We start from the raw sequence: 26,435 nt of genomic DNA on the forward strand, positions 1-26,435 counted from the left end.
CACTTAAATTTCTTATAATATTCTTGATAGCATTTCATTTAATTCACGCTTACAAGTTTCAACTTTAAAATCTTGAACAGCATCTCTATTTAAGAAATATACTAATAATGCTCTTTGAGCAGTTAATCTATTTCCAGCCTCTTCCCAAGCTAATGAATCTTCTGAATCTAAAACTTCATCTGTTACCTCTTCATTTCTTGTAGCTGGTAGACAGTGTAAGAATTTAGCATGTGGACTAGCCTTTGCCATTAATTCAGAATTAACTTGATATTTTGGCATAAATGTAGCTAATCTCTCTTCTTCTGAAAGTTCTGCTTCATATAATCCATACCAAACATCTGTATATACAAAATCTGCATCTTTCATAGCTACATCAACATCCTCAGTTATAAGAACACTACCGCCAGAAACTTTACAGTTTTCTTGTCCTATTTCTAAGTCTGCAGCTGATAATTGGAATCCTTTTGGTCCAAACTGAACAAAATCCATTCCTAATTTTGTAGCTATAAACATTAATGATCTACATACTTGAGTTGCGTCTCCAACAAATACAACCTTACAATCTTCAATTTTTTTACCTTGTGGTAAATTCTCAAGCATTGTTATTGCGTCTCCAATTTCTTGTGTTGGGTGATTATAATCTGACATTCCATTAAGTACTGGAATTGAAGCACTATTTGCTAAATCAACTATAGTCTTATGTCTTTCAACTCTTGCCATAAGTATATCCACTAATTTAGAAAGAACCTTTCCTGTATCTTCTATAGACTCATGTCCACCTAATTGTATTTGTCCTGGAGCTAAATATTGAGCATGTCCTCCTAATTGAGCCATAGCTGTTTCAAAAGAAACTCTAGTTCTTGTTGATGATTGTTCAAAAATCATTCCTAAAACTTTATTTTTTAATAATTGAGGATAATATCCGTTTTTAACACATTTTTTCAACATAATTCCAAGATGCATTATATCCAGTAATTCTTCCTTATTTAAATCGTTAGTGTTTACAAAATCCTTAATTCTTGACATTTTTCATACCTCCATATTTTAAAAAGAAATTTTTTATTTTTTATTTTTTATTTTTTGATTTGCTTATGGTAATTTATACTGGAGATATGAAAATCTTATAACCTATGAAAATCATTTAGGAACAAAGTAGAAACGTATTAGTAAACGTTTCCTTTTGTTCCACCTGCGTTCCTAAACTCAAAAAATAAAAGCCTTAAAATATATAATCAATACCTATAAATCCTTTAAGGATTCTTTATATTGACTATCTATTTTAAGACCTTTATAAAATTAAAATACGCTTTATTAATAGATTTATTTTGTAATAAAATTTCTCAAATTATGATAATGATTTATATAGTAACGTTTCCATAATAGCTATCATACTTATTCTTGAACTAAGATCATTCCCATTATTAGTAATACTATCTGAAAATATATAAAAATTAATATTACTAAGACTACAAATTAAATTATTATCTGCTCTTGTTATTGAAACAATATTATTATTCTTTACTTTTATTTGCTCTAAAATATCTATGATTTCATCATTCTCTCCACTAAAAGAAAAAATAAGAACTAAATCATCTGGAGATACACTTCTTATTATATGTTGCTTTTCATAATCTCTATTTATTATAGTAGCATCATAATCCATAGATAATAATAAATAATGTATATACCCAACAACTTGAAATGTTAATCCAGTTCCAAATATATATATTTTAGGCTTGTTTCTTAATATGTTAACAAATTTCTCCGCATCATCCTTTTTAATCACTCTAATAGCCTCTATTATATTTTTTAAATATTCTTCATTATAATCTTGCCTTTTAACTACCTGTGGAATTACAACCTTACCATCAGAAACATAACCAATTCTTAAAGTTGATATAAATTCATTGTACCCTACAAAACCTAGCTTTTTAACGAACCGAAACAAAGTTGTGGTTGATACGTAACACTCATTTGATAACTTCCTTATACTCATTCCCTTTACAGCATCTATGTTTTCAACTACATAATCAAATATTTTCTTTTCTGTTTTATTAAGTGTTCCTATTTTATCGTTAACAAAATCAAAAAAATTTATAGACATGTTACCTCCTATATTAATCCATATTTTACATTAATTATACCACATTTTCTCTTCAAGAAAACATTTTCATAAAGTCTAGTGCTTTTGTCTCTACAAAGTAATAAGTTCCCGCTCTTAAATCTTTTACTTCTATTGATCCATTTTTATCTGTAATATATATTCCTAGCTCTGTATTGTCTTGAGAGCATAATTTAAATTCTGCTCCTTCTAATTTCTGAGCTGCTTCACTATACTGTTTAGTAAGCTTTACTGAACCTAAAAGCATATCATTCTTATAAAGATTTCAATACTATACTGAAACACATCCTAAAAAAAGAACACAACTAAATCTTAGTTGTGCTCTTTTAATCTATTTGTTATTTTTCCTTCTTGATATAAATATTAATATTACACCTACTGCTATTATAATAAATGCATATAAATATTTCATCTCATAGCCTGTCTTAGGAAGAATATTGTTCTTAATATTATCAATTATTGTTTCTTTATCTTTAGGTTTATTATTGTTATCCTTTGGATCATCATTTCCTTTAGGATCTTCTACCTTAGTCTTCTCTTCCTTTATCTTAGTATTCTTAACTACTAATTCCATAGGACTTTCAGTTTCACCTAAAGTTATTATAAATTCATGCTTTGAATTGTCTAACTCATATCCTACTGGTGCCTTTGTTTCTACAAAGTAATAATCTCCTGGTCTTAAGTCTTTTACTTCTAATACTCCATTTTTATCTGTAGTATATGTTCCAAGCTCTTTATTATCTTTAGAATATAATTTAAATTCTGCACCTTCTAAATTTTTAGCTGTTTCACTATCTTCTTTAGTAAGATTTACTGAACCTAATATTACATCATCACTAGCTGTTACTTCTGGAACCTTTGATGTTTCTCCTAAAATTATCTCAAATGGATACTTAGTTTGACTTAATTCATATCCAAATGGTGCTGTTATTTCTTTAAAGTAATATTTGCCTGGTCTTAAATTAGTAACTGTTCCTTCTCCATTATCTCCTGTTGTAACTTTATCTACTAAGTTATTGCCTTCGTCATATACTCCATAAACTGCATCTTTTAAATTTTCATTTGTTTTACTATCTACCTTAATAAGTTTTGCTGAGCCTAATATTACTGCATCTTTTGCTACTACTATATTAGGATCTGATACTCCACCTAATTTTATCTCAACAGGTATTTTTTCATTACTTATACTGTATCCATTAGGTGCTTGTATTTCCTTAAAGTAATAATTTCCTGGTCTTAAATTTACATTTGTGATTGCCTGTCCATTATTATCTGTTGTAACTTTGTCTATCATATTACCTGCTAAATCATATAGACCATATATAGCACCTTGAAGTTTTTCTCCTGTTTCTATATCTTCTTTAATTAAGATTGCCTTACCTTTTTTAATATCATTGTTTACTATTAATTTTATAGGACTATCCACATCCCCTAAGTTTATCTTGAATTCATGTTTTGAATTATCTAAATTGTATCCTTCTGGAGCTTTTGTCTCTACAAAATAATAGTTTCCTGGTCTTAAGTCTTTTACTGATATTGCTCCATTTTTATCTGTAGTATATGTTCCTATCTTACTACTATCTGGAGTAATGAAATCTGATATTGCTCTTATTATTGAATTACTATTAGTTGATTTATCATTTACTTTATATAAATCAAACTCTGCACCTTCTAAGCTCTGATTAGTTTCACTATCTTCTTTAATAAGATTTACTGAACCTAAAATTATATCATCATTAGCTGTTATTTCTGGAACCTTTGATGTTTCCCCTAAGATTATTTCAAATGGATATTTAGCTTGATTTAATTCATATCCAAATGGAGCTGTAATTTCTCTAAAGTAATACTTTCCTGGTCTTAAATCAGTAGCTGTTACTTTGCCATTATCTCCTGTTGTAACCTTATCTACTAAGTTATTGTCTGCATCATATATTCCATATACTGCACCTTTAAGTTTTCCACCTGTTTTGCTATCAACCTTTATAAGTTTTGCTGATCCTAAGATAACATTATCTTTTGCAATTGCTACCTCTGGATTTACTGCTCCACCAGTATTTATTTCAACTGATATTTTTTCATCACTTATATTGTATCCATTAGGCGCTTGTATTTCCTTAAAGTAATACTTTCCTGGTCTTAATTTATTACTTACTATAGCTTGACCATTTTCATCTGTTGTAACCTTCTCTATAAGATTATCTGATGAATCATAAAGTCCATATATAGCACCTTTAAGTCTTTCTCCATTATCTGAATCTTCTTTAACTAAGATAGCTTCTCCTTTTTCTATATCATTTTTTATAACTAACTTAGTTGCCTCTTCTGTTTTTCCTAATACTATTTTAAATTCATGTTTTGAACCATCTAAAGCATATCCATTTGGTGCTTTTGTTTCAATGAAATAATAAGTTCCTGGTCTTAAATTCTTTACTTCTAATGAACCATTCTTATCTGTAGCGTATGTTCCAAGTTCCTTATTATCTTTTGAATATAATTTAAATTCTGCACCTTCTAATCTTTTATCTGTTTCACTATCTTCTTTAGTAAGATTTACTGAACCTAAAAGTATGTCATTTTTAGCTGTTACTTCTGGAACCTTTGATGTTTCTCCCAAAGTTATTTCAAATGGATATTTAGTTTGACTTAATGCATATCCAATTGGTGCTGTTATTTCCTTAAAGTAATATTTGCCTGGCCTTAAATTAGTAGCTGTTACTTCTCCATTATTTTTTGTTGTAACTTTATCTACTAAGTTATTGTCTGCATCATATATTCCATATACTGCACCTTCTAATTGTTCACCTGTCTCACTATCTACTTTTATAAGCTTTGCTGAACCTAATATTACATCATTACTAGCAGTTATTTCTGGAACCTTTGATGTTTCTCCTAAGATTATTTCAAATGGATACTTAGTTTGACTTAATTCATATCCAAATGGAGCTGTTATCTCTTTAAAATAATATTTACCTGGTCTTAAATCAGTAGCTGTTACTTCTCCATTATCTCCTGTTGTAACCTTATCTACTAAATTATTATCTGCATCATATATTCCATATACTGCACCCTTAAGTTTTCCACCTGTTTTGCTATCAACCTTTATAAGTTTTGCTGATCCTAAAATAACTGAATCTTTTGCAATTACACTTTCTCGCTCTGCAATTCCTCCTGTTTTTATCTCAACAGGTATTTTTTCATCACTTATGTTATACCCATTTGGTGCTTGTATTTCCTTAAAGTAATAGTTTCCTGGTCTTAACTTAGTGCTTACTATAGCTTGACCATTTTCATCAGTTGTTACCTTTTCTATAAGCTTATCTGATGAATCATAAAGGCCATATATAGCACCTTGAAGTTTATTACCTGTATTTACATCTTCTTTAACTAATACAGCTTCACCTTTTTTGATGTTATTATTTACTGTTAATTGTATTGGAGTATTAGTTTCACCTAAAGTTACTTTAAATTCATGTTTTGAATTATCTAAATCATATCCTATTGGTGACTTTGTCTCCACAAAATAATAGTTTCCTGGTCTTAAATCTTTTACTGATATTGCTCCATTTTCATCTGTAGTATAAGTTCCTATCTTACTACTATCTGGAGTAAGAAAATCTGATATTGCCCTTATTACTGAATTACTATTAGTTGATTTCTCATTTACTTTATATAGATCAAACTCTGCTCCTTCTAGCCTTTGAGCTGTTTCACTATCTTCTTTAATAAGATTTACTGATCCTAAAAGTATATCATCATTAGCTGTTACTTCTGGAACCTTTGATGTTTCACCTAAAATTATCTCAAATGGATATTTAGCTTGATTTAATTCATATCCAAATGGAGCTGTAATTTCTCTAAAATAATATTTTCCTGGTCTTAAATCAGTAGCTGTTACTTCGCCATTGTCTCCTGTTGTAACTTTATCTACTAAATTATTGTCTGCATCATATATTCCATATACTGCACCTTTAAGTTTTCCACCTGTTTTGCTATCAACCTTTATAAGTTTTGCTGATCCTAAGATAACATTATCTTTTGCAATTGCTACCTCTGGATCTGCAATTCCTCCTGTTTTTATCTCAACAGATATCTTCTCATCACTTATGTTATATCCCTTTGGTGCTGTTATTTCTTTAAAGTAATAACTTCCTGGTCTTAATTTACTACTTACTATAGCTTGACCATTTTCATCAGTTGTTACCTTTTCTATAAGATTATCTGATGAATCATAAAGTCCATATATAGCACCTTGAAGTTTTTCTCCTGTTTTACTATCCTCTTTAACTAAGATAGCTTCACCTTTTTTGATATTATTTTTTACTGTTAATTGTATTGGTGTATCAGTTTTACCTAAAACTATTTTAAACTCATGCTTTGAAGCATCTAAAGCGTATCCTTCTGGTGCTTTTGTTTCTACAAAGTAATAAGTTCCTGCTCTTAAGTCTTTTACTTCTATTGATCCATTTTTATCTGTAGTATATGTTCCTAGCTCTATATTGTCTTGAGAGTATAATTTAAATTCTGCTCCTTCTAAATTCTGAGCTGTTTCACTATCCTCTTTAATAAGATTTACTGAACCTAAAAGCATATCATTCTTAGTAACTACCTCTGGAACCTTTGATGTCTCTCCGAGTGTTATTTCAAATGGATATTCTGTTTGGCTTAAAGCATATCCAAGTGGTGCTTGTATTTCTTTAAAGTAGTACTTACCTGGTCTTAAATTAGTGGCTGTTGTTTCTCCATTATCTCCTGTTGTAACTTTCTCCACTAACTCATTATCTGAATTATATACTCCATATACTGCCCCTTGAAGTTTTTCTCCTGTTTTACTATCAGTCTTTATAAGTTTTGCTGAACCTAATGTTACATCATCATTAGCTGTTATCTCTGGAACCTTTGATGTTTCTCCAAGTGTTATTTCAAATGGATACTTAGTTTGATTTAACTCATATCCAAATGGAGCTGTAATTTCTCTAAAGTAATACTTGCCTGGTCTTAAATCAGTAGCTGTTACTTCTCCATTATCACCTGTTGTAACTTTATCTACTAAGTTATTGTCTGCATCATATATTCCATATACTGCACCTTTAAGTTTTCCACCAGTTTTGCTATCTACTTTTATAAGTTTCGCTGATCCTAAAATAACTGAATCTTTTGCAATTGCACTTTCTGGATCTGCAATCCCTCCTATTTTTATCTCAACAGGTATTTTCTCATCACTTATGTTGTATCCCTTTGGTGCTTGTATTTCTTTAAAGTAATAGTTTCCTGGTCTTAAATTAGTGCTTACTATAGCTTGACCATTTTCATCAGTTGTTACCTGTTCTATAAGTTTATCTGATGAGTCGTAAAGCCCATATATAGCACCTTGAAGCTTTTCTCCTGTCTTACTATCTTCCTTAACTAATATAGCTTCACCTTTTTTAATATTATTTTTAGCTACTAGTTGTATAGCATTTTCTGCTTTACCTAAAACTATCTCAAATTCATGTTTTGAATTATCTAATTCATATCCATCTGGTGCTTTTATTTCTACAAAATAATAGTTTCCTGGTCTTAAATCTTTTACTGATATTTGTCCATTTTCATCTGTAGTATATGTTCCTATCTTCTCATCATTTGATTTAAATAGTGATTTTATTAATCTAAATAATCCATTAGTAGAATTATCATTAACCTTATATAAATCAAACTCTGCTCCACCTAACTTCTGAGATGTTTCACTATCTTCTTTAATTAGATTTATTGAACCTAATATTATGTTATCACTAGCTGTTATTTCTTGAATCTGTGATGTTTGTCCCAAAATTATTTCAAATGGATATTTAGCTTCATTAACTTCATATCCAACTGGCGCTGTTATCTCTTTAAAATAATACTTTCCTGGTCTTAAATTAGTAGTTGTTACCTCTCCATTATCACCTGTTGTAACCTTATCTACTAAGTTATTATCTGCATCATATATTCCATATACTGCACCTTTAAGTTTTCCACCTGTTTTGCTATCTACTTTTATAAGTTTTACAGATCCTAGCATTATTGAATCTTTTGCAATTACGCTTTCTGGATTTGCAATTCCTCCTGTTTTTATCTCAACAGGTATTTTCTCATCACTTAGGTTGTATCCCTTTGGCGCTTTTATTTCTTTAAAGTAATAGTTTCCTGGTCTTAATTTACTACTTACTACCCCTTGACCATTTTCATCAGTTGTTACTTGTTCTATAAGATTATCTGATGAATCATAAAATCCGTATACAGCACCTTGAAGTTTTTCTCCAGTATCTGCATCCTCTTTAATTAGTACAGCCTCACCTTTTTTAATATTATTCTTTACTACTAAGTTTATAGGATTCTCTGTTCCCCCTAAAGCAATTGTAAATTCATGCTTTGAGCTATCTATGTCATAACCTTCTGGTGCTTTTGTTTCAACAAAGTAATAATCCCCTGGTCTTAAGTCTTTTACTTCTATTGAGCCATCCTTATTTGTTGTATATGTTCCTATTTCTTTATCATCCTTAGAATATAACTTAAATTCTGCTCCTTCTAACTTTTGTGATGTCTCACTATCTTCTTTAGTAAGATTTACTGATCCAGTCTTTATGTTATTTTCTAAGTTTCCTATATTAATAACTGTTCCTATATCACTATCTTTTATAGTAAATTTCTTTTCTGAACTATCTAAAACATAGCCCTTTGGAGCTTCTACCTCTTTAAGATAATAATCTCCTGGAGCATCAATGTTATGCTTTATATTTCCTTCTGAATCGCTTGTTACAGTATCAATTAAATTTTTGTTGCTATCTAAAAGTTCAAATTTTGCTCCACTTAATGCTTCTTTTGTATAGCTATCAATTTTTTTAGCTTCAAAAACATATCCTTTTTTAGTAGTAACTTCGTTTGTTGTGGCTTTATCGATTTTAGCTACATTGCTTATCGTTGTTCCATCTGGTACATTACTAAAATCAGTTTTTATCTTTACTTGAAGCTTCTGTCCATATTCTATTGAGCCTTTATCATTTACTACAGTAACTTTGTTTCCATCTGCTACTTTTGCTGTAAATTCTTTTGGTACCTCAACTCCTACAATCTTTAATCTACTATCTAAATTATCAACTAAACTTAAATAATTCTGATTAAAATATCCATAACAATCAAAGTTTATTGTATAAGTAACTATCTGATCGTCACCCTTTTTAAGCTCTGTCTTATCAACTAATTTTTGTGCATTTATTGCACCTGCATTCATCTCATAATTAATTTCTGAATTTACTTCCTGCGATGTTCCATCATAAGATATTTTTGCATTATTGTTATATTCTTTATATCTATCAGTTACTTTAAGTTTGTAGTATATGTAATAGTGCTTGTTTGTATCTCCAAGTTTTATAGTCATTTTGTTATCAGTTGTGCTTATATTATCTTTAATACTATCTGTTATCCAGTTGAAATTTCCACTTATATCTCTTTCTCCAACCCTTACACTACCATCAACAAGCTGCATTCCTTTTGGAAAGTTATCTTCAAATATTGCATTCTTTATACTAGCATTATTAGGATTTACATCAACTGTATAGTCTACAGTGTCTCCTATCTTACTTACAACAAATGTAGACCTTCCATCCTTATCTTTAATTTCATTTTCACTTCTAGATTCTTTAGTAATCATCCTATCATCAACTATAGGTTTAACTATTGTTGAACTATTTATAGGATCTTTTCCATATTGTGAAAGCTTAGCTGTATTTATATATTGAGGATACTCAGTATTATACTTTGCTGAATACTCTATTCTATATCGTTTATCTATATAACCTAAGTTTAAATATAATCTATTAGAACTTATACTCAGCTTATTTTTCATATCATTAGTCACATCTTTTTGTGATCCACCATATGGTATTTCATAAATTTTTATAGAATCCTTTATAAGTTCTGTACCTTGTGGCATAGTATCATCTAAAGATACATTATGCATTGGTGCATATTTTTCATTTATATCTATAGTATATTTTGTACTTTTTCCAACCACTGGTTTAGCTATATTAGCTAACATTTTATCCCCTTCCCAACCAATAGCATTTTCAACACTCTTCATTAACTGTCTATCTATTGGATTCGGATCTGGATCTGGATTTGGATCTTCTGGTTTTGGTGTTACATCTACATCTAAGTATTGTGTTGTACCATTTACATTTACTTCAACCCTAGCTGGAGTATTACTATTTACATCTTTTGCAGTTGCATTTATTGACATATATCCAGCAATAGCTGTTTCTGCCCCTTTACTAAATATAGCTCTTACAGTCGTTCCCTGTACCTCTACATCTTTAAAATGTTCTGGTGGATATTTAGGTTTTATATTACTAAATTCATCAGGTAGTTTAAATTCTAAAACATCCCCCTCTTTTATAGAACCCTGTCCACCAACAACTTTATACTCTAGATTAAATGTAATCTGCTGTCCTGATTCTACAGTCTTTTTATCACTCGTTATATTCACTTCTATATTAGAGTTACCTTTTGACGTTGTTGCTGCCAAAACTGATGCAGTGGGTAAAAACATACTAGTAATCATATTAACTACCACTACTATAGCAAGAAATGCAAAAAACTCTTTTCTCTTACGACTCATATAATCCCTCCTTTTTAAATTTTCTTAAGATTCCCATAAGATAATCGCTTCTTCATTTACTCTTAAATAATCCTTTAATTATCACTCCTTTCTAAAATTTTTTAGTTTAACAAATTCCTGTTGTTCATTTCATTCTATTGGTATAAAAAAAGACTAATTTATATTTAATTTATATAAAAATTTCTATAACAGTATTAAAAAAATAATTGCTATAAAAAGTTCTATGACAGTAATTAAAAAATAAATTAGTCGGTTGCACTACTAACTCCATACATTCCAAGTGCCCAAATACAGAATGTACTTCACAGTTCCTAAAAATATGTGTTATTTAATTTTTTTATTATATAATTAGTTTATTTTTGCATAAAAAAAGACCAACTTATATTTAATTGGTATAAAAAGTTCTATAGCAATATTAAAAAATAACTTCTATAAAAAGTTCTATAACAGTAATTAAAAAATAAATTAGTCGGTTGCACTACTAACTCCATACATTCCAAGTGCCCAAATGCAGAATGTATTTCACAGTTCCTAAAAATGTGTTATTCAATTTTTTTATTATATAAATTATATAATTAGTTCATTTTTGCATAAAAAAAGACTAATTTATATTTCTAAGTATTAATTTAAATAAATTAGCCCGTTACACTACAAATTCTATATATAAAATTTTAATATACAGAATATAATTCTTAAGTTTATAGATTTCATTGTCATCATGAAATTTACTCATTTTGTCAAAACCAATTCTAACACTATACAAATTTTACCTCAATACATAAAATCAGTTATTAATAATTTATTCAAATCTTCCCCACTATTATCCATCATTTATATTTTAAATTTTATTTCCATTAAAATTTAATTGATATTAGTTAATAATTTATATCAGTTAATCATCTATCAATTATAAAGTTAAATATCCAACCTGTCTACTTCATATCAACAAAGTAAACACTCTTTTGTCTTACAATCAAAATAAATTTTAGTAATATAAATCAAATCTTATACTGCGCTATTTTAAAATTAATTATATAAAATATTAAAAGGACTTTTTCCTTCAAGAAAAAGTCCTTTTATAATAGATTGAAATCTACTTAAACTTAAACTGATTTTATATTAATAATTTAAAGTTGCTTTTACTCTATCTTCTTGAGACATTTCTGCAAGCTCTTTAACTCTATTAACATCTAATTTTAATTGTTCTGCTACTTTAGTTCCAAGTTCAACATCAACTTTATAGAATAAAGCAGTTTGTCTATATTGAATATTCTTAACAGCATTACCAAGATGTAATGCAATATTATGAACTAAGTTAATTTTCTCTTGTGGTTTAAGAACTCTTCTATAGAATTCTCCTGGTTGAACGAAATCTATATCTTCTACATCTAATTTATGTTTCGCTAATATACCACTTACATTTACTGCTGGTGGATTATATTTCTCATCTGTAGATATATCTTCAAATGAATTTGGGAAATAGTTTGGTCTTGATCCACCATTATTTAAATTCATTTGTCCATCTCTTTGTTTTGTATTTGCAGAATGTTTTGGAGCATTGACTGGTAATTGATCATGATTAGTACCAAGTCTATATCTTTGGGCATCCTTATATGCAAATAATCTACCTTGTAACAACTTATCTGGTGAAGCTGCTATTCCTGGAACAAAATTACTTGGAGAAAAGGCTGCTTGTTCAATTTCTTCAAAATAGTTTTCTGGATTTCTATTTAGAACCAATTTACCAAATGGAATTAGTGGGAAATCCTTATGATACCAAACCTTTGTAACATCAAATGGGTCAAACTCATATTTTTCAGCTTGTTCTGGTGTCATTATTTGAACATATACAGTCCAGCTTGGGAAATTTCCTTTCTCTATATTCTCAAAAAGATCTGATATAGAGCTATCAGGATTTTTACTAGCTAATTCTTCTGCTTCTTCAACAGTAAGATTTTCTCTTCCTAAGTCAGTTTTAAATGTATATTTAACCCATACATACTCGTTCTTTTCGTTATACCACATGTATGCATGGCTTGAAAATCCATTTATATGTCTTATATCTTTTGGTGTCCCACTATCTGTAAACATATAAACTACCTGATGTATTGATTCTGGAGTAAGTGATAAGAAATCCCAGTACATATTTGCATCTTTTAAGTGAGTTTGTGGATTTCTCTTTTGAGTGTGTACGAAATCCGGGAATTTTATAGCATCTCTAATGAAGAAAACAGGTGTATTGTTTCCAACCATATCATAATTTCCGTCTTCAGTATAAAATTTTAAAGCAAACCCTCTTGGATCCCTTGCAGTGTCAGCTGTACCTGATTCACCACCAACTGTTGATATTCTTGCAAGCACCTCTGTTCTCTTACCTACTTCTGATAAGAATTTAGCCTTTGTATATTTTGATACATCATTTGTAACTTCAAAATATCCATGTGCTCCAGCGGCCTTTGCATGAACAACTCTCTCTGGAATTCTTTCTCTTGTGAAATGAGCAAGTTTTTCAATTAACTCGCTATCTTGTATACCAACATATCCTTCATCTGTTGAAAGTGATTGATTATCATTTCCCACTGGAGCGCCAGCAGCAGTAGAAAGTATATTTTTTTCATCCATAACCTTATCTCCTCATCTGTATAAATTCAATACTACCAATTCATTAGCTAATAAATCTCAAATCTTTAATATTAATTAATAATTATTATTTGTTACTAGTATACTGCTGCAATTTTCTAAAATCAATATAAGAATTAGTATTTCAATAATAATTAATATTTAAAAAAATAAAAGTTCACAATAATACGTCTCACTCGGCATTACCACTACGTTTAGAAAATAATATTCATTTTGAATACAACTTCACAAATTCATAAATTCACAAATAAGAAATTTCTAATTTTTATAATTTATAAATTTAAAGCTAGTAAATTATAAAATTTACTAGCTACAGGCTAAACTATTTACTACATAGTAGATAAGTTAAAGTATTTTTAATAATCCTTTTAATATTATCTATTACATATATTCTCTTTACTCTTCATTATTCCAATTTAACTTTATCTAATAATTTTCTATAAATCCTCTCTATACTTATATAATATCCTTAATAATTGCATAGACCTTCCTAAACCTTACGATACCTCTTTAACCCCACAATATTTAATATAATAAATACAACTGCAAATATTAATAATATAAGTAAATCAAATTGTATTTGGCTAAAAGTATATCCCTTAAGTATAACACCTTGAAGGGCATCACCTGCGTAATACATAGGAATAAATTTAGCTATAACCTGAAGCCAATTTGCCATTCCATCTACTGGTATAATTCCTGCAAAGAATATTTGTGGTATTATAGCTATTGGTATAAATTGCATCATCTGAAACTCTGAATTTGCAAATGTTGAAAGAAGCACTCCAAAGGATAATGCAACAAATGCTAATATTACATTAGTTAATAATACAAGTCCAAGACTTCCTACAATATCAACCTTCAGTCCATAAATTGTATATAACGCTACAATAACTGTCTGTATAACTGCAAATATTCCATAACCTATTAAATATCCAAATACTACTTCACTTCTCTTAATTGGAGTTGACAATAGTCTATCTAGTGTACCTGTAGTTCTTTCTTTTAATAAAGCTATTCCAGAAATTAAAAATACAAAGAAGAACACAAAGAATCCAACAAGTACAGGTATTATAGTATCAAAGAAATTAGTATCTTTATTACCATATATATAATGACTTTCAATTTGAATATTATTATGTGTTATAGTTTTATCTTGTTTTTCAGTAATCGGCTGTCTTGTTAATTTCAAAATAAGTTCCTGTTGTTTTTTTATAACTTCACCTTGTGTTTTAGTTATATTGACTAAGTTTTCTATATTCATTTTTGTCATTGCACCTTGAAGATTCATATTAACCTGTGCTGTTTTTGAAGGATCACTATTTTCATAAGTTACATCTAATTTATTATCATTCATGCTTATAAATGCAGCAAGCTTATTATCTTCTATTTTGTTCTTTATATCACTATCATTTGAATATTCTTCTACATCAACACCATTGTCCTTAAAGGCGCTTACAATTTCACTATTTACTTTATAAGTTCCAATCTTTAAGTTTGTATTATCACTAGTTTTAAATAATACATTCATTAAAGTTAAAATTACTAAAGGTGCCACCATCATCAATGCTAATGTTCTTTTATCATGAATCATTTGAAAAATTATTCTTTTTATTAATGCAGCTACTCTCATTCTCTTTCTCTCCCAACCTTTAAGAATACTTCTTCTATTGTATTAACATTGAACTCTTCCTTTAAACTCTTTGGCGTTCCATCTACCATAACTTCTCCATTTCTAATTAAGGCTAGACGATCACACTTTTCAGCTTCATCCATAACATGAGTTGTTACTATTATTGATTTTCCACTTTCCTTTAAGGTATTTAATTCCTTCCATATACTAAGGCGAAGCTCTGGATCTATTCCAACTGTTGGTTCATCTAAAATTAAAAGCTCAGGATCTTGAATCAATGCAATAGCTAAAGATAGCCTTCTTTTCATACCACCTGAAAAGTTATCCACTTTTTTATTGATATGCTCTGATAAATTCACAAGTTTAAGAACATAATCTATTCTATCTTTTATCTTATTTTTATGGATTCCAAATAATTTTGCAAAGAATACAAGATTATCCCTAGCTGATAAATCACCATATAAAGCATCTGCTTGAGCCATATATCCTATTCTTTGAAGTACTTTTCTATTTGGCATATTAGTATCTAATACTTTAATACTTCCATTATCTTGTTTTTCCATTCCTATTATAGCTTTTACTAAAGTAGTCTTTCCAGAACCTGATGGCCCTATAAGACCAAGTATTTCCCCCTTATCTAATGTAAGACTAATATTATTTAAAACCTTATTTTTAGAGAAACTTTTCGATACATCTTTAATATCAACAATAGTCATTTTAACTCATCCTCCTTTAGTGAATAATTATTCACTTATATAAAACTATTATATTCTAAATCTACTATTTGCCAAATTAATATGGATTATTAGTAAAGTCAGAATTGCTTAATACATTCTTAAGCAAAAACAAATATTTTGTTAATAGGATTTTCATTAATTTATATTAAAATAAGAATATCATTTTTATAAAGATAAGATACAGCTTAAATTCTTCAAAAAAGAAGCGAGCCATATAGCTCACTTCTTTTTTATTTAAATATTAAACTTTTATCTTCCCTAGTCTACTTTCTATTATTTCTTGAACAATTTGAATTTCTTTAGTTGTTAAGTAAAAATTATATTCTTTTGCAGTATCTCCAAAACTATCTTCTATGACTTCTATAATCTTTTTATTATTCTTAACATACTTACCATCATCTTCTTTAAAGACCATTCCTTGATTTAATATAAGTCTCTCTATCATAACGCTTATATGAATATATAAAAGCATCCTAAGATCTAATGAGAATGTCTTTTTAAACTTTCTTTCCATTTTACTTATTATTATATCAACTTCATTTATTATCTTATTTGGATTTAATATAGTTAATTGATTTATTATATTTTGAAGTGAGAACATCTTTGCAATGTCTCTTCTTATAATCTTAATATGCTCTTTATCCAAAAACTCTAATAATAATTTTTCAAGCTTTCTATTTGAATCAGAAGTTATTAGATTTTCTAATAAAATGCAGTTTATACCATCTATTTTTAGATTGGTTGTACTTATTATAAGCTTTACATCATACTTTGAAAAAATCTCATCATCAATTCCTTTATTAGCTAGACTTCCATATTCATAAGGGATTATCTCGATATCCACATCCCCTATACACTTTAAAAGTAATTCTTTTATTTTTACAGAAGTACCTATTCCAGAAATACAGGTTGTAAGTATAGCTTTCTTTTTCTTTTTACCTTTAATAAATTTGCATTTTGATTTTTCTTCTTTTTTTATGTAGTCAATTATATCTGGTATTCTCTTCCCATCTATCATCTTCTCTGCAATATTTATAGCAACATTTGTTGTTATATTATTTATAACTCCAATATCACCCTGCACTATATCCTCTAAATCACTAGCAATAGATAGTAGAGATTCCATATCAACTAAAACTATTGCATCTTCCTCATTATCTACTGATTTTATATATCCCTTTATTATTCGTACAATCTCTTCCTTTGGCATATTTATAGGTATATCAAATGTATTAAATATAAACTCTCCAAAGTATTGATTTACTGTACTTGCAATACTACTTGCAGTTGAATATCCATGAGCAATTATTAAGGCATTCACCTTTAAATTATTATTTTTCATTGTAATTAAAATATATAGTGTTATAAAAAGCTTAGTATTAAAATCTATGTCACAATCCATATTATTTTTAATATTTAAGGTAAGCTTGTTTACCATTATGTATTCTTTAGATAATTTTCTATTTAATATTTCTTGAAGTTTATTCTTCTCTTCCTCTGACCATGCTGAATTTAGACATTTATGTTTCATGAAAAATAAGATTATTCTGCTAAATACTTTGGCAGTATTCCCATAATATTTAAGGCCATAATTATCATGAACTATTTCAAGAGACTTGCTAATTATATTTAAATATTCTTTTTCCAAAATATCATTTTTAGCAGTATTTTCACTGTATACAATAGTGCTTAAGCATTTATTCATTATTATGCTAATCTCTTTTCTAATTTCCTTTAAGCTTAATCTATTTTCATCATATTCTATAAGTAAATTACTTATAGACATAAATTCATTATATATAACTCCTTCAATAGATCCATCTTTTATTTCACTACTCTTTTTATTTCTATACTTATTTAAAGTCTCTCTGTGAATAAATTGTACAGGTCTACTTTTTATCTTAATAACTTTATCTTCTGCTACTAAAACGTTTAAATAATGGCTAACAACATTTCTTCTTAAATTTAATCGTTCTGATATTTCAAGGGTTTCTACTCCACCACTTCTATTAGATTTAAATGCTTCATCTGTTAGTTCTGCTAAACATATCTCAATTTTTTCTTTATTACTCAACTTTGTCCCCCCATTATACTACGGTTAAATCTATCCTTTATTTAAATTCTTATTTCAATTTAATCCTTTTCATTTGAAATTATATCATCTATCAAATAAAATATACAGTGCTTATTATATTAAATGATAAATCCTTAAGTCTTACTTAGCATAACTTTATATATCTACAATTAACACTCTAATATTATTACAAATTAATCATATGTAAACTTCTTATACACCTTTAAATTAAAATATCATATATAATAAATTCTTAAACAATATAAGGACCTCTTAATCAATACTCTAAATAAGCTAATTATTTAAAACCTTCACATCCAGCATAAAACATTAATTTTAATAAAAATAAATAGGAACATAATATTTCTTATATGATTAAAAATTAAAAAACTATAAAAAATATTATGCTCCTACCTGAGCTATAAATAAAATTTATCTAATACTTCTTTTCTTTCCTTCCAGTCTGGCATTACCTTAGTTAAAACCTCATAGAAAGCTTTGCTATGATTTGCTTCGACTAAATGAGCTAGTTCATGAGCTATTACAAATTCAATACACTCCATTGGTGTTTTCATAAGTTCACTATTTAAAGTCACGCTTTTCTTTACTGGATTACAAGATCCCCATCTACTTTTCATTTTTCTAACCTTTATATCAACATGTGGAATCATATAAGAGCCAAATTTCTTAAACATACTTCCATATATAGAGGTAAATATCTCTAAGCAACTCTCTCCATACCACTTGCTTAAAAGTGTATTAACTCTTTTCTCATTATCCTTATCCTTTAGAAATACATAAATTTCATCTTTTCCTCGCTTTATATATTCCTTCTCACTCTTAACAGCCTTAACTTTATATACCTTTCCAAGATACCAAATACTATCTTCACCAATTCTATCTTTTTCTTTTTGAATTGATTCTCTTCTCTCTTTAAACTTTTCTCTATGTCCTATTATCCAAGGCATTTTTCTCTTTAAGAAATCTATAATATACTCTTCATCAACCCTAGGATTTGCTGTTACTATAGTCTCTCCTGTTCCTTTAACTCTAAGGTTTATATTCTTTACATTTTTTCTTATAAGAGTAAATGTAATAATCTCACCATCATGAGTTATGTTAAGTTTTTTCATTTTCTTCTCCTAATAATATATAAATTTATCTATATTTATATATTATAACTTTAGATAATAATTATCAATAAGCAGTAATTATTAAAAACTTCAGGAAATTTTAAATTATAAAATAAAAATAGATATAATGCTGCCACTATATCTATTTTTCTAATTAACTTATCATCTTTTCTTCTATATATTGAATATTCTCTATTCCATCTAAACTTCTAACTTCCATTAGCACTTCAAGGCTATCATAATTGCATTTCTTAGGTGTGTTTAAAAATAGCTCTATAAGTTCATTTTGGAAATTTTTAGTTATAGTGCTATCTTCTTTTATCATTGCTATTACTTTTTCATAAATATCTTGAAGTTCAAACATATCTAAATCAAAATAATGATCATTAAAGCAATCAATTAAATAACTAAAATACTCTTCCTTTTTAGATACCTCTAAATCATAATTTATAACAATTTCTTTTGCTCTTTTTCTAGTATCTCTCCTCTTAAGAATAAGTTCAAGAACTCTCTCTTTAAATAAATTTTTAAGTTTTGGATATTCTTCTAAATACTTAGGATACTTATATACTTTAAATTCTTCACCAGATGATTTAACTACAGTTTTTAAAGAATCTCTTAATCCTCCATAAGTATCTACATCCTTATTTTGAATTATATCTTTCATAATAGAATTTAATATTCTAGCTTCATCTTCATCTAATGCTTTCTTATCTATTAATTGAAGCCTTAAATGCAAATAATACTTTATTAAATTAACTATATTTTTTTCATTTATAACTAGTCTACCTTTATCATTAGTAACAATCTTATCATTCTCAAAAAGCTCTTTATTTCTACATACATACTCTTTCTTATAAGGAACTAAATCTTCTAGATTCTTAGGCAATATTACTCCATTTATATACTTAAATGAATCATATCTAAAATCAACTATCATGCTTCCATTTAATATTAGTCCTTGTTGAAGTTTTATAAGATTTAGTACATTTCTAATCTCAAAGCTAATTGTATTTTTCTTTTCTTTTTTTATATCTTCTATTTCATTATTTATAATTAAAATTTTAGAATCTATTTCTCTAAATCCTATACTAGCTTCCTTTAGATATTTTTTAATTATCTTCTTAGAACCATCATTTTTAAATAGGTATCCCTTTGATTCTTCTTTGTTAAATATTCCCTTTAGTATTACAAAATCACATACATTAGATGCTTTTCTTTTCAAGATTCTCATATTTCCAAAGATATATAGAAGTTTAAGATCATCTTTATACTTATAATAATCTCTTATATACTCTTCAATCTTCTTAATCTCTTTATTTTTTGAACGTAATAGTGATATTAATTTTTTAACGTAATCCTTATCTTTGTAGAATTTACTCTCTATCTTTTTTAGTACAATAGCTAAGACTTCAGAATTATCTTTTCCTTTTGCTATAGTCTTTAAGAACTCCTCATCACTATCAAAACATTCTTTAAGAGCAAGAGTTTTTGATAGTGCACTATCTGAATTTCCATTTAAGAAGTTTTTCACTATATAATTTTCATTCTCCTTACTTCTATAAATATCATAATTTTTTTCTCTAAAGTCTATTGGAAGATCTTTTCTCTTTATAAGAAGCTCATATATATCTATTTTTTCATCATTTGGAAGTTCATTATATATTGGAATTATAAGCTTATTATAAGCGTAATTATTTATGAAACTTCCATTTGTAATAAGTTCTTTTAATATAGGAATATACTTATCTTTTCTCTCCAGCTTCTTATATTCTTTTAATATAACAACTAACAGATCCTGTTTCCTATTTTTAATTACTCCTTTAGTTACAATCTCTAAAATATCATCATCTCTGCATACTTCTGCAAGTCCATCTCTCATTATAAATGTTCCTAAGAACTCTATATTTAAAAGATTATTTTCTATAATTCTCTTAAGGCACTTATTTTCATCCTTTGCAGCTAAGTTAACAATATAGTATTTCAAATAAGATATATACTTCTTTTCATCTCCATTTTTTATATAAAAATTTATTATATTCTCAAGTATCTCTATCCTTTTAGAATCTTCAATACCTTCACCAATATTATTTAGATAATTTTCTAATGTTATAATCTTATCTAAATTCTTTTTAGTGTAAGAATCCATTACATTTTCTATATAATATTTATAAACTACTTTACTATAATTGCTTAAATCCCTTATTACAGTTTTGTACTTTACATGAATATATCTCTTCTCCCTATCTTTTCCCTTTGTAATGATTTCTTCTAATATATTTACTAAAGCATCTCTTATATAAATACTTCTTTTATAGTAGTCTTCTGAGTATTCTAAAAGCTCTCTCCAATCTATTAATATATTCTTTCTGTAGGCTTTAACAAGTAAATTTCTATCTTTAATTTGTATACCATAATCTTTTAAAGGTATTCCCCTCTTTTTAAGCTCTCTACATACAGTAATTAAAGACTTTACATCATTATTTCTCCTATAAAAATCAAATATTATCTTTAATAGCTCATCATTATATTTAACATTATCAGAGTATAAAATAATATTTAAAATCTTATCTAATGATTTCTTATTATCTGATCTACTATATAGAATTATTAATCCATGTATAAACTCTTCATCAACAACCTTAAGCTTAACTTTAACATTTATTAATGCAGCATTAAGTTCCTCATCACTGGAGCTACCTATTCTTAGATATCTTAATACATCTCTTGTATTTTTAGTGACTAATCCTTTCTTATACATATCTTTAATTGGTTCTATAATATCCTTTAGAAGTATTCCTTTATTTTTTAGAAGTTCCTCACAAAACATTGAGAGCTTGATATTTTCTCTACTTAACGATCTACATCTTTTTATTATTTTAATATACGTATTCATACTAAGCTCAGTATTTAATATAGCTGGTGATTTCTTTGTAATTTCTAATATATCATCAACTCTCTTTATTCCATTTACTATCTTTAATAGATTCTCTTCGCTTCTATTAAAAAATAAAATCTCTTCAAGTTTTATAATATTATTTTCGTCAGAACTTCCATCTATGCATTCAATACAAAAGGAAAATTCTCTAATATCATAATCTGTATATATAAGAATTGTCTCTTTAAAATTGTATTCTCTAGTAAGACCTTTTGGAATATCAACAGCTATCTTAACTTTCTTCTCACTAGGAGTATTTAATACATCACACCTTATAATTTCTCCATGATCATTATGAATAACTCTTATATCATAAAGTGGACCATCACTTTCATACTTAACTTCAAATCTTTTATGAAGTCCAATATCCTTTTTATAATACAAAACTTTATCTTCTAGGGAAGTACTTTCTTTATAGCTAAAGGCATCATCTGTTGTAATTTCCTCATAATCTCTATAAATCATATTACTCATAAAGTCCTCCTACTCACTTGCTCTAGACCTTATAGCCTCTTCTAAATCTCTATTAGAAAATACCATTTTTATTTCAATCTTTCTTTGATCCTTAGTCTTTTCAATATCTTCTTTAGAATACTCTTCTCTATCTCTATCTTTCTTATCTGGATTGGTTTCAAATTCTGACATACCAGAGGCTTTAAACTTTCCTCCAAATTCATTTTCTAAAGGACTATCCATTGGAACCATAGCATTTAAAAAGCTCATAGCACGTTCTGTAGAAAGTTTCCTATTTGAAATTGTATCTCCTGCATAATCTGTATGCCCCACAACTTCTATATACTCAATTTCAGGTGCTATTCCTTTTTCATTTAAAAGTAGATAAAATATCTTATTAAGCTGACTTGCTAGAGTCTTCCCTTCATCTTTTAATATCCATTTATCAGTATCAAAGAATGTTTCTGTATTTAAAACCATCTTTCCTTCATCTCTATCAAAATACATAATATCTTCATTAACTTCATTCTTATCTAGATTCTCTTGAATTGAATTATAAATTTCTTCTCTCTTTTTAGATATATTATCTACAAATAAAGAGGAAACTGTCATAGATATAATCATAAGGAAGAAGAAAACTAATGTAGATGCTGTCATTACATCTACAAAAGAAGGCCAATAAGATTGTCCCTCTGTCCTAGTCCTATACTTTCTGCTTCTTATCTTCATAAAGCTTCGCCTCCCCTACTCATCACTAGTTGCAGCTACCCATTCATTTGTTGCACGAACAAGCTCCCCAACAGTTCTTGTATTGTAGCTTAAGCTTTCTGTCGCCTCTTCAATTCCTCTAATTGATTTTTGAAGTTTATTTGCTATCTCCTCTGAAATATTTGCAAGTTCCTCTCTAAGCACCTTAGATATAGTTTCTCCTACTCCTTCTCTTAACATTTCTACATTAGATACAAAGTCATTTATTCCAGCTTCAAAGCCTGCATATCCCTGCCTTAAGCTTTCAATTTGATCACTTGCACGGGTATTACTATCTTCAATTGATTTATTAATATTCTCTGTTCCTCGTATAAGCTCTCTATAACTCTTATCTAAACCTTCTTTATAACCTCTAAGTTCTTCATTTATAAGCTCGATAGATTCCTTTTCTCCTTCTATACTCATATCAAGCTTGTTTAATACTTCTGATAAAACATCAATCTTATCAGAAAGTCTAGTTACTGAAGTATTCATAACAAATTCTAATTTTTCAGTTGTTATATCAAAATCATCTATTGAAGACTTAAACATATCAATTGGCTCTTTAAAGTTATCAACTGATTTATTAAGTGATACTATAACCATTTCTAAATCCTTAGTATAGTTAGATAAAACTTTTGCAGACTCAGTCATATCAATAGTATTTTTGTTTATGTTTGAAACTAATTCATCAATTCCTTCTTGGAATAATGATCTCATTTCTTTAGTTAATGTAATCATAGAAGCTGATATAGTATCATTAAATCTTTCAAATTGAGTTACAAAACTAAAAGCATGTTCGCTATATAAAACATTATCTAAATAATCTTCAACATCATCATAAAATTCTTCCTTTTCTCTTTTTACCATTTGGATTACAGAATTTAAGACAAGTGACATTATTACACCAAAGATACTTGTCCAGAAGGCACTAGCCATCCCTTGTAGTGGTACTCCCATCCTATTTAAAAATACATCCATAGTTTTAATCCCAGACTCTAATACACCATTAGTTGAGTGAATTGCAACAGTAAGACCTAAAAATGTTCCAAGAAGACCTAATGCAATAGAAGTAGATGGCAATAAATGAATCACTCTTTCATTAACATTTATATATTTTCTTAAATTTTTCTCCATAAGAACTTCAGTATTAATATTCTCCGTTCCCTTACTTGCACTCCTTTTAAATTCTTCTGATATTTCATAAAGTGCTGTCCCTTTAAGATCCTTCTCTCCTGTATCTTCATCTATAACTATGCTACGTTCAAATTCCTCCCTTAATCCTTCATAATTTCTCTTAAGTTTAATACTTAAATATACTCCATAACCTCCAAGGGCTAAAATAATAAATATAACAGCCCACCCTAGTATTCCTTGACCTATCATTGAGCCAAAAATTTCTGAAATAACGTTCAAATTATACCCCTCCAAAAAACTTAATATTACTGTATTTTTATTATTTTATGTCTTTAAATATTCTAAAATTCTAATTCCTAATTATATTTTAAGAATTACATACTTATATCTTTATATTTTGGGGATAGTACATTTTTTTGTTATATATTTCTTGATATTTTGATAACATATATAAAATATTAAGAAAGGAGAATACTTATGAATAACGATACTTTAAAAATTATTATTGGGATAATAGCATTATTCCTACTAATAACAGGAGCTATAATAATATTATTTTATATACCTAACATATCATTTGCTACTCGTTGTATTGTAGCCATTCTTTTTGGAATAGTAGATTTGTTTTTAATGTTTTATTTTTATAATAAATTTAAAAATAAAAGGAGATATTAGCTAAAGACATAATTAACAATTTTAAAATATTTTTATGTCTTCTTACCTTTTCTTAAAACTATAAAACAAAAGACCTTTTAAATAGTTTTAGTAAAACTATCTAAAAGGTCTTATTTTAAAAACTTATATTAATTTATTACTCTTCTTGCATATCCTATCTTATTCCAAGGCACATTAGAAATTCTTACATTCTTTCCTGTTCTAGGTGATTCTATCCACTGTCCATTTCCTATATACATACCAATATGTTCCTTGCTAGAATAAACTAGTAAATCTCCTGGTTTTGCGCTATTAATATTCACAGCTGAACCTGCTTTTACTTGATCATAAGTAGTTCTACCTATATTAATTCCAGCTTGTTTAAATCCCCATTGCATAAGTCCAGAACAATCAAAACCTGTTGATGGTGATGATCCTCCATAAAGATATGGCTTACCAATTTGAGATTTCATAGCACTTAAAACTTTATTATATTTAGAAGATGTATTACTTGTATCCTGTGAATTTGAACTACTACCTGAAGTCTTTTGTACATAATCTGCACTTACATATCCTAAGGAACCATTATAATCTACATAATACCAATTTCCACTTTTACTCTTTAATTTAACTTGAGAGTTGTATGGAATAGTTGTTATTAATCCTGAGCCTGTAGATGCACCTTTTCTTAAATTTAATCCACTTCTTGCTGTAACTTTTCCATATCCATTTACTTGAGTTTGCGTATTTGAATTACTGCTTGAACCTTGTGAATTAGAGCTTTCACTTGAAGTTTTTTGTACATAATCATCACTTACATATCCATAAGAACCATTATATTCTACATAATACCAACTTCCACTTTTGCTCTTTATATTAACTTGTCCATTATATGGAATAGTTCTTATTACTCCTGAACTTGTAGTTGCACTCTTCCTTAAATTTAACCCACTTCTTGCTGTAACTCTTCCAGTTTCAGTTGTTTGAGTTTGTGTATTTGAATTACTTCCTGAATTACCACTTGAAATTTGCTTTATATAACTATCACTTACATATCCATAAGTACCATTGTATTCTATATAGTACCAACTTCCACTTTTACTCTTTATATTAACTTGTCCATTATAAGGGATAGTCCTAAGTATTTGTGAGTTTGTAGTTGCACTTTTTCTAATATTTAGTCCACTTTTTGCTGTAACTTTTCCAATTGATACAGAGCTTCTCTCTGCTTTAACCTGAGTTGCATTAGCTTGCGTAGCATTTTGTGTAATACCAATTACAGAACAGAATATAGTAGCTATAGCCAATATTTTACTTACTTTTCTTTTTATCATATTTATAAATCCTCCAGTTTTTTTATTTCTTTTGTATTTTTTCTAGTTAACAGAACAAGATTTAAATTTATTTCAAGTCTTATTTGTTAACAAAATATGATATTTGTTAACATTCTATAACAAAATAGTTACATTTTCAAATATTTGGACTCATTTCCTATGTTGTCTATTTATATTTTCATCAAAAACATCTAACGTTTT

The 26,435-nt window shown here is 27.9% G+C and carries 14 protein-coding genes and 2 riboswitches; of the genes, 1 reads left to right on the forward strand and 13 read right to left on the reverse strand.

Annotated features, from left to right (window positions below):
* Window positions 1-12: 12 nt before the first annotated feature.
* The 12 genes from ptcA to ACQPUW_RS12095 form a co-directional block, all read right to left on the reverse strand.
* The gene (gene ptcA / locus ACQPUW_RS12040; RefSeq protein ID WP_430837744.1) at window positions 13-1,026 is read right to left on the reverse strand and encodes a putrescine carbamoyltransferase; all 1,014 of its coding nucleotides are present in this window, start codon (window positions 1,024-1,026) and stop codon (window positions 13-15) included.
* Window positions 1,027-1,345: 319 nt separating this feature from the next.
* Window positions 1,346-2,104: a MurR/RpiR family transcriptional regulator gene (locus ACQPUW_RS12045; RefSeq protein ID WP_430837745.1), complete on the reverse strand. Its 759-nt coding sequence runs from the start codon at window positions 2,102-2,104 to the stop codon at window positions 1,346-1,348.
* A 52-nt stretch (window positions 2,105-2,156) separates the two neighbouring features.
* A complete protein-coding gene (locus tag ACQPUW_RS12050; protein WP_430837746.1) occupies window positions 2,157-2,369 on the reverse strand; it encodes an MSCRAMM family protein in 213 nt (70 codons plus the stop codon).
* A gap of 84 nt (window positions 2,370-2,453) precedes the next feature.
* Window positions 2,454-10,754 (reverse strand): SpaA isopeptide-forming pilin-related protein, encoded by an 8,301-nt coding sequence (locus ACQPUW_RS12055; RefSeq protein ID WP_430837747.1) that lies wholly within the window; start codon window positions 10,752-10,754, stop codon window positions 2,454-2,456.
* A 238-nt stretch (window positions 10,755-10,992) separates the two neighbouring features.
* Window positions 10,993-11,076: riboswitch (cyclic di-GMP riboswitch) on the reverse strand.
* Window positions 11,077-11,212: 136 nt separating this feature from the next.
* Window positions 11,213-11,296: riboswitch (cyclic di-GMP riboswitch) on the reverse strand.
* Window positions 11,297-11,873: 577 nt separating this feature from the next.
* Window positions 11,874-13,376, reverse strand: coding sequence for a catalase (locus tag ACQPUW_RS12060; protein ID WP_430837748.1), 1,503 nt, complete (start codon window positions 13,374-13,376; stop codon window positions 11,874-11,876).
* Between the two features lie 508 nt (window positions 13,377-13,884).
* Window positions 13,885-15,027: an ABC transporter permease gene (locus tag ACQPUW_RS12065; RefSeq protein ID WP_430837749.1), complete on the reverse strand. Its 1,143-nt coding sequence runs from the start codon at window positions 15,025-15,027 to the stop codon at window positions 13,885-13,887.
* Window positions 15,024-15,743 carry an ABC transporter ATP-binding protein gene (locus tag ACQPUW_RS12070; protein ID WP_430837750.1) on the reverse strand — a complete coding sequence of 240 codons (720 nt, stop codon included), beginning with the start codon at window positions 15,741-15,743 and terminating at the stop codon, window positions 15,024-15,026. Before ACQPUW_RS12070 ends, ACQPUW_RS12065 begins: the two co-directional genes overlap by 4 nt.
* A gap of 262 nt (window positions 15,744-16,005) precedes the next feature.
* Window positions 16,006-17,838, reverse strand: coding sequence for a PRD domain-containing protein (locus ACQPUW_RS12075; RefSeq protein ID WP_430837751.1), 1,833 nt, complete (start codon window positions 17,836-17,838; stop codon window positions 16,006-16,008).
* A 419-nt stretch (window positions 17,839-18,257) separates the two neighbouring features.
* Window positions 18,258-18,971 carry a M48 family metallopeptidase gene (locus ACQPUW_RS12080; protein WP_430837752.1) on the reverse strand — a complete coding sequence of 238 codons (714 nt, stop codon included), beginning with the start codon at window positions 18,969-18,971 and terminating at the stop codon, window positions 18,258-18,260.
* Window positions 18,972-19,125: 154 nt separating this feature from the next.
* Window positions 19,126-22,383 (reverse strand): hypothetical protein, encoded by a 3,258-nt coding sequence (locus ACQPUW_RS12085; RefSeq protein WP_430837753.1) that lies wholly within the window; start codon window positions 22,381-22,383, stop codon window positions 19,126-19,128.
* Between the two features lie 9 nt (window positions 22,384-22,392).
* The gene (locus tag ACQPUW_RS12090) at window positions 22,393-23,091 is read right to left on the reverse strand and encodes an OmpA/MotB family protein (protein ID WP_430837754.1); all 699 of its coding nucleotides are present in this window, start codon (window positions 23,089-23,091) and stop codon (window positions 22,393-22,395) included.
* Window positions 23,092-23,106: 15 nt separating this feature from the next.
* Complete coding sequence (locus ACQPUW_RS12095; RefSeq protein WP_430837755.1) at window positions 23,107-24,525, reverse strand: hypothetical protein; 1,419 nt, start codon at window positions 24,523-24,525, stop codon at window positions 23,107-23,109.
* A gap of 198 nt (window positions 24,526-24,723) precedes the next feature.
* Here ACQPUW_RS12095 and ACQPUW_RS12100 point away from each other — a divergent pair, with 198 nt between their 5' ends.
* Window positions 24,724-24,921, forward strand: coding sequence for a hypothetical protein (locus ACQPUW_RS12100; protein WP_430837756.1), 198 nt, complete (start codon window positions 24,724-24,726; stop codon window positions 24,919-24,921).
* Window positions 24,922-25,049: 128 nt separating this feature from the next.
* Here the strand turns inward: ACQPUW_RS12100 and ACQPUW_RS12105 are convergent, their stop codons facing one another.
* Window positions 25,050-26,234: an SH3 domain-containing protein gene (locus ACQPUW_RS12105; RefSeq protein ID WP_430837757.1), complete on the reverse strand. Its 1,185-nt coding sequence runs from the start codon at window positions 26,232-26,234 to the stop codon at window positions 25,050-25,052.
* Window positions 26,235-26,435 lie beyond the last annotated feature (201 nt).

Origin of the sequence: Clostridium sardiniense (assembly GCF_050584765.1) — a bacterium.
Taxonomy (GTDB): domain Bacteria; phylum Bacillota; class Clostridia; order Clostridiales; family Clostridiaceae; genus Clostridium; species Clostridium sardiniense_A.

Excerpts from the sequence above, each read along its gene's own strand:
- ptcA (WP_430837744.1), bottom strand. The coding sequence starts at position 1,026 with ATGTCAAGAATTAAGGATTTTGTAAACACTAACGATTTAAATAAGGAA.
- ACQPUW_RS12045 (WP_430837745.1), bottom strand. The coding sequence starts at position 2,104 with ATGTCTATAAATTTTTTTGATTTTGTTAACGATAAAATAGGAACACTT.
- ACQPUW_RS12050 (WP_430837746.1), bottom strand. The coding sequence starts at position 2,369 with ATGCTTTTAGGTTCAGTAAAGCTTACTAAACAGTATAGTGAAGCAGCT.
- ACQPUW_RS12055 (WP_430837747.1), bottom strand. The coding sequence starts at position 10,754 with ATGAGTCGTAAGAGAAAAGAGTTTTTTGCATTTCTTGCTATAGTAGTG.
- ACQPUW_RS12060 (WP_430837748.1), bottom strand. The coding sequence starts at position 13,376 with ATGGATGAAAAAAATATACTTTCTACTGCTGCTGGCGCTCCAGTGGGA.
- ACQPUW_RS12065 (WP_430837749.1), bottom strand. The coding sequence starts at position 15,027 with ATGAGAGTAGCTGCATTAATAAAAAGAATAATTTTTCAAATGATTCAT.
- ACQPUW_RS12070 (WP_430837750.1), bottom strand. The coding sequence starts at position 15,743 with ATGACTATTGTTGATATTAAAGATGTATCGAAAAGTTTCTCTAAAAAT.
- ACQPUW_RS12080 (WP_430837752.1), bottom strand. The coding sequence starts at position 18,971 with ATGAAAAAACTTAACATAACTCATGATGGTGAGATTATTACATTTACT.
- ACQPUW_RS12085 (WP_430837753.1), bottom strand. The coding sequence starts at position 22,383 with ATGAGTAATATGATTTATAGAGATTATGAGGAAATTACAACAGATGAT.
- ACQPUW_RS12090 (WP_430837754.1), bottom strand. The coding sequence starts at position 23,091 with ATGAAGATAAGAAGCAGAAAGTATAGGACTAGGACAGAGGGACAATCT.
- ACQPUW_RS12100 (WP_430837756.1), top strand. The coding sequence starts at position 24,724 with ATGAATAACGATACTTTAAAAATTATTATTGGGATAATAGCATTATTC.
- ACQPUW_RS12105 (WP_430837757.1), bottom strand. The coding sequence starts at position 26,234 with ATGATAAAAAGAAAAGTAAGTAAAATATTGGCTATAGCTACTATATTC.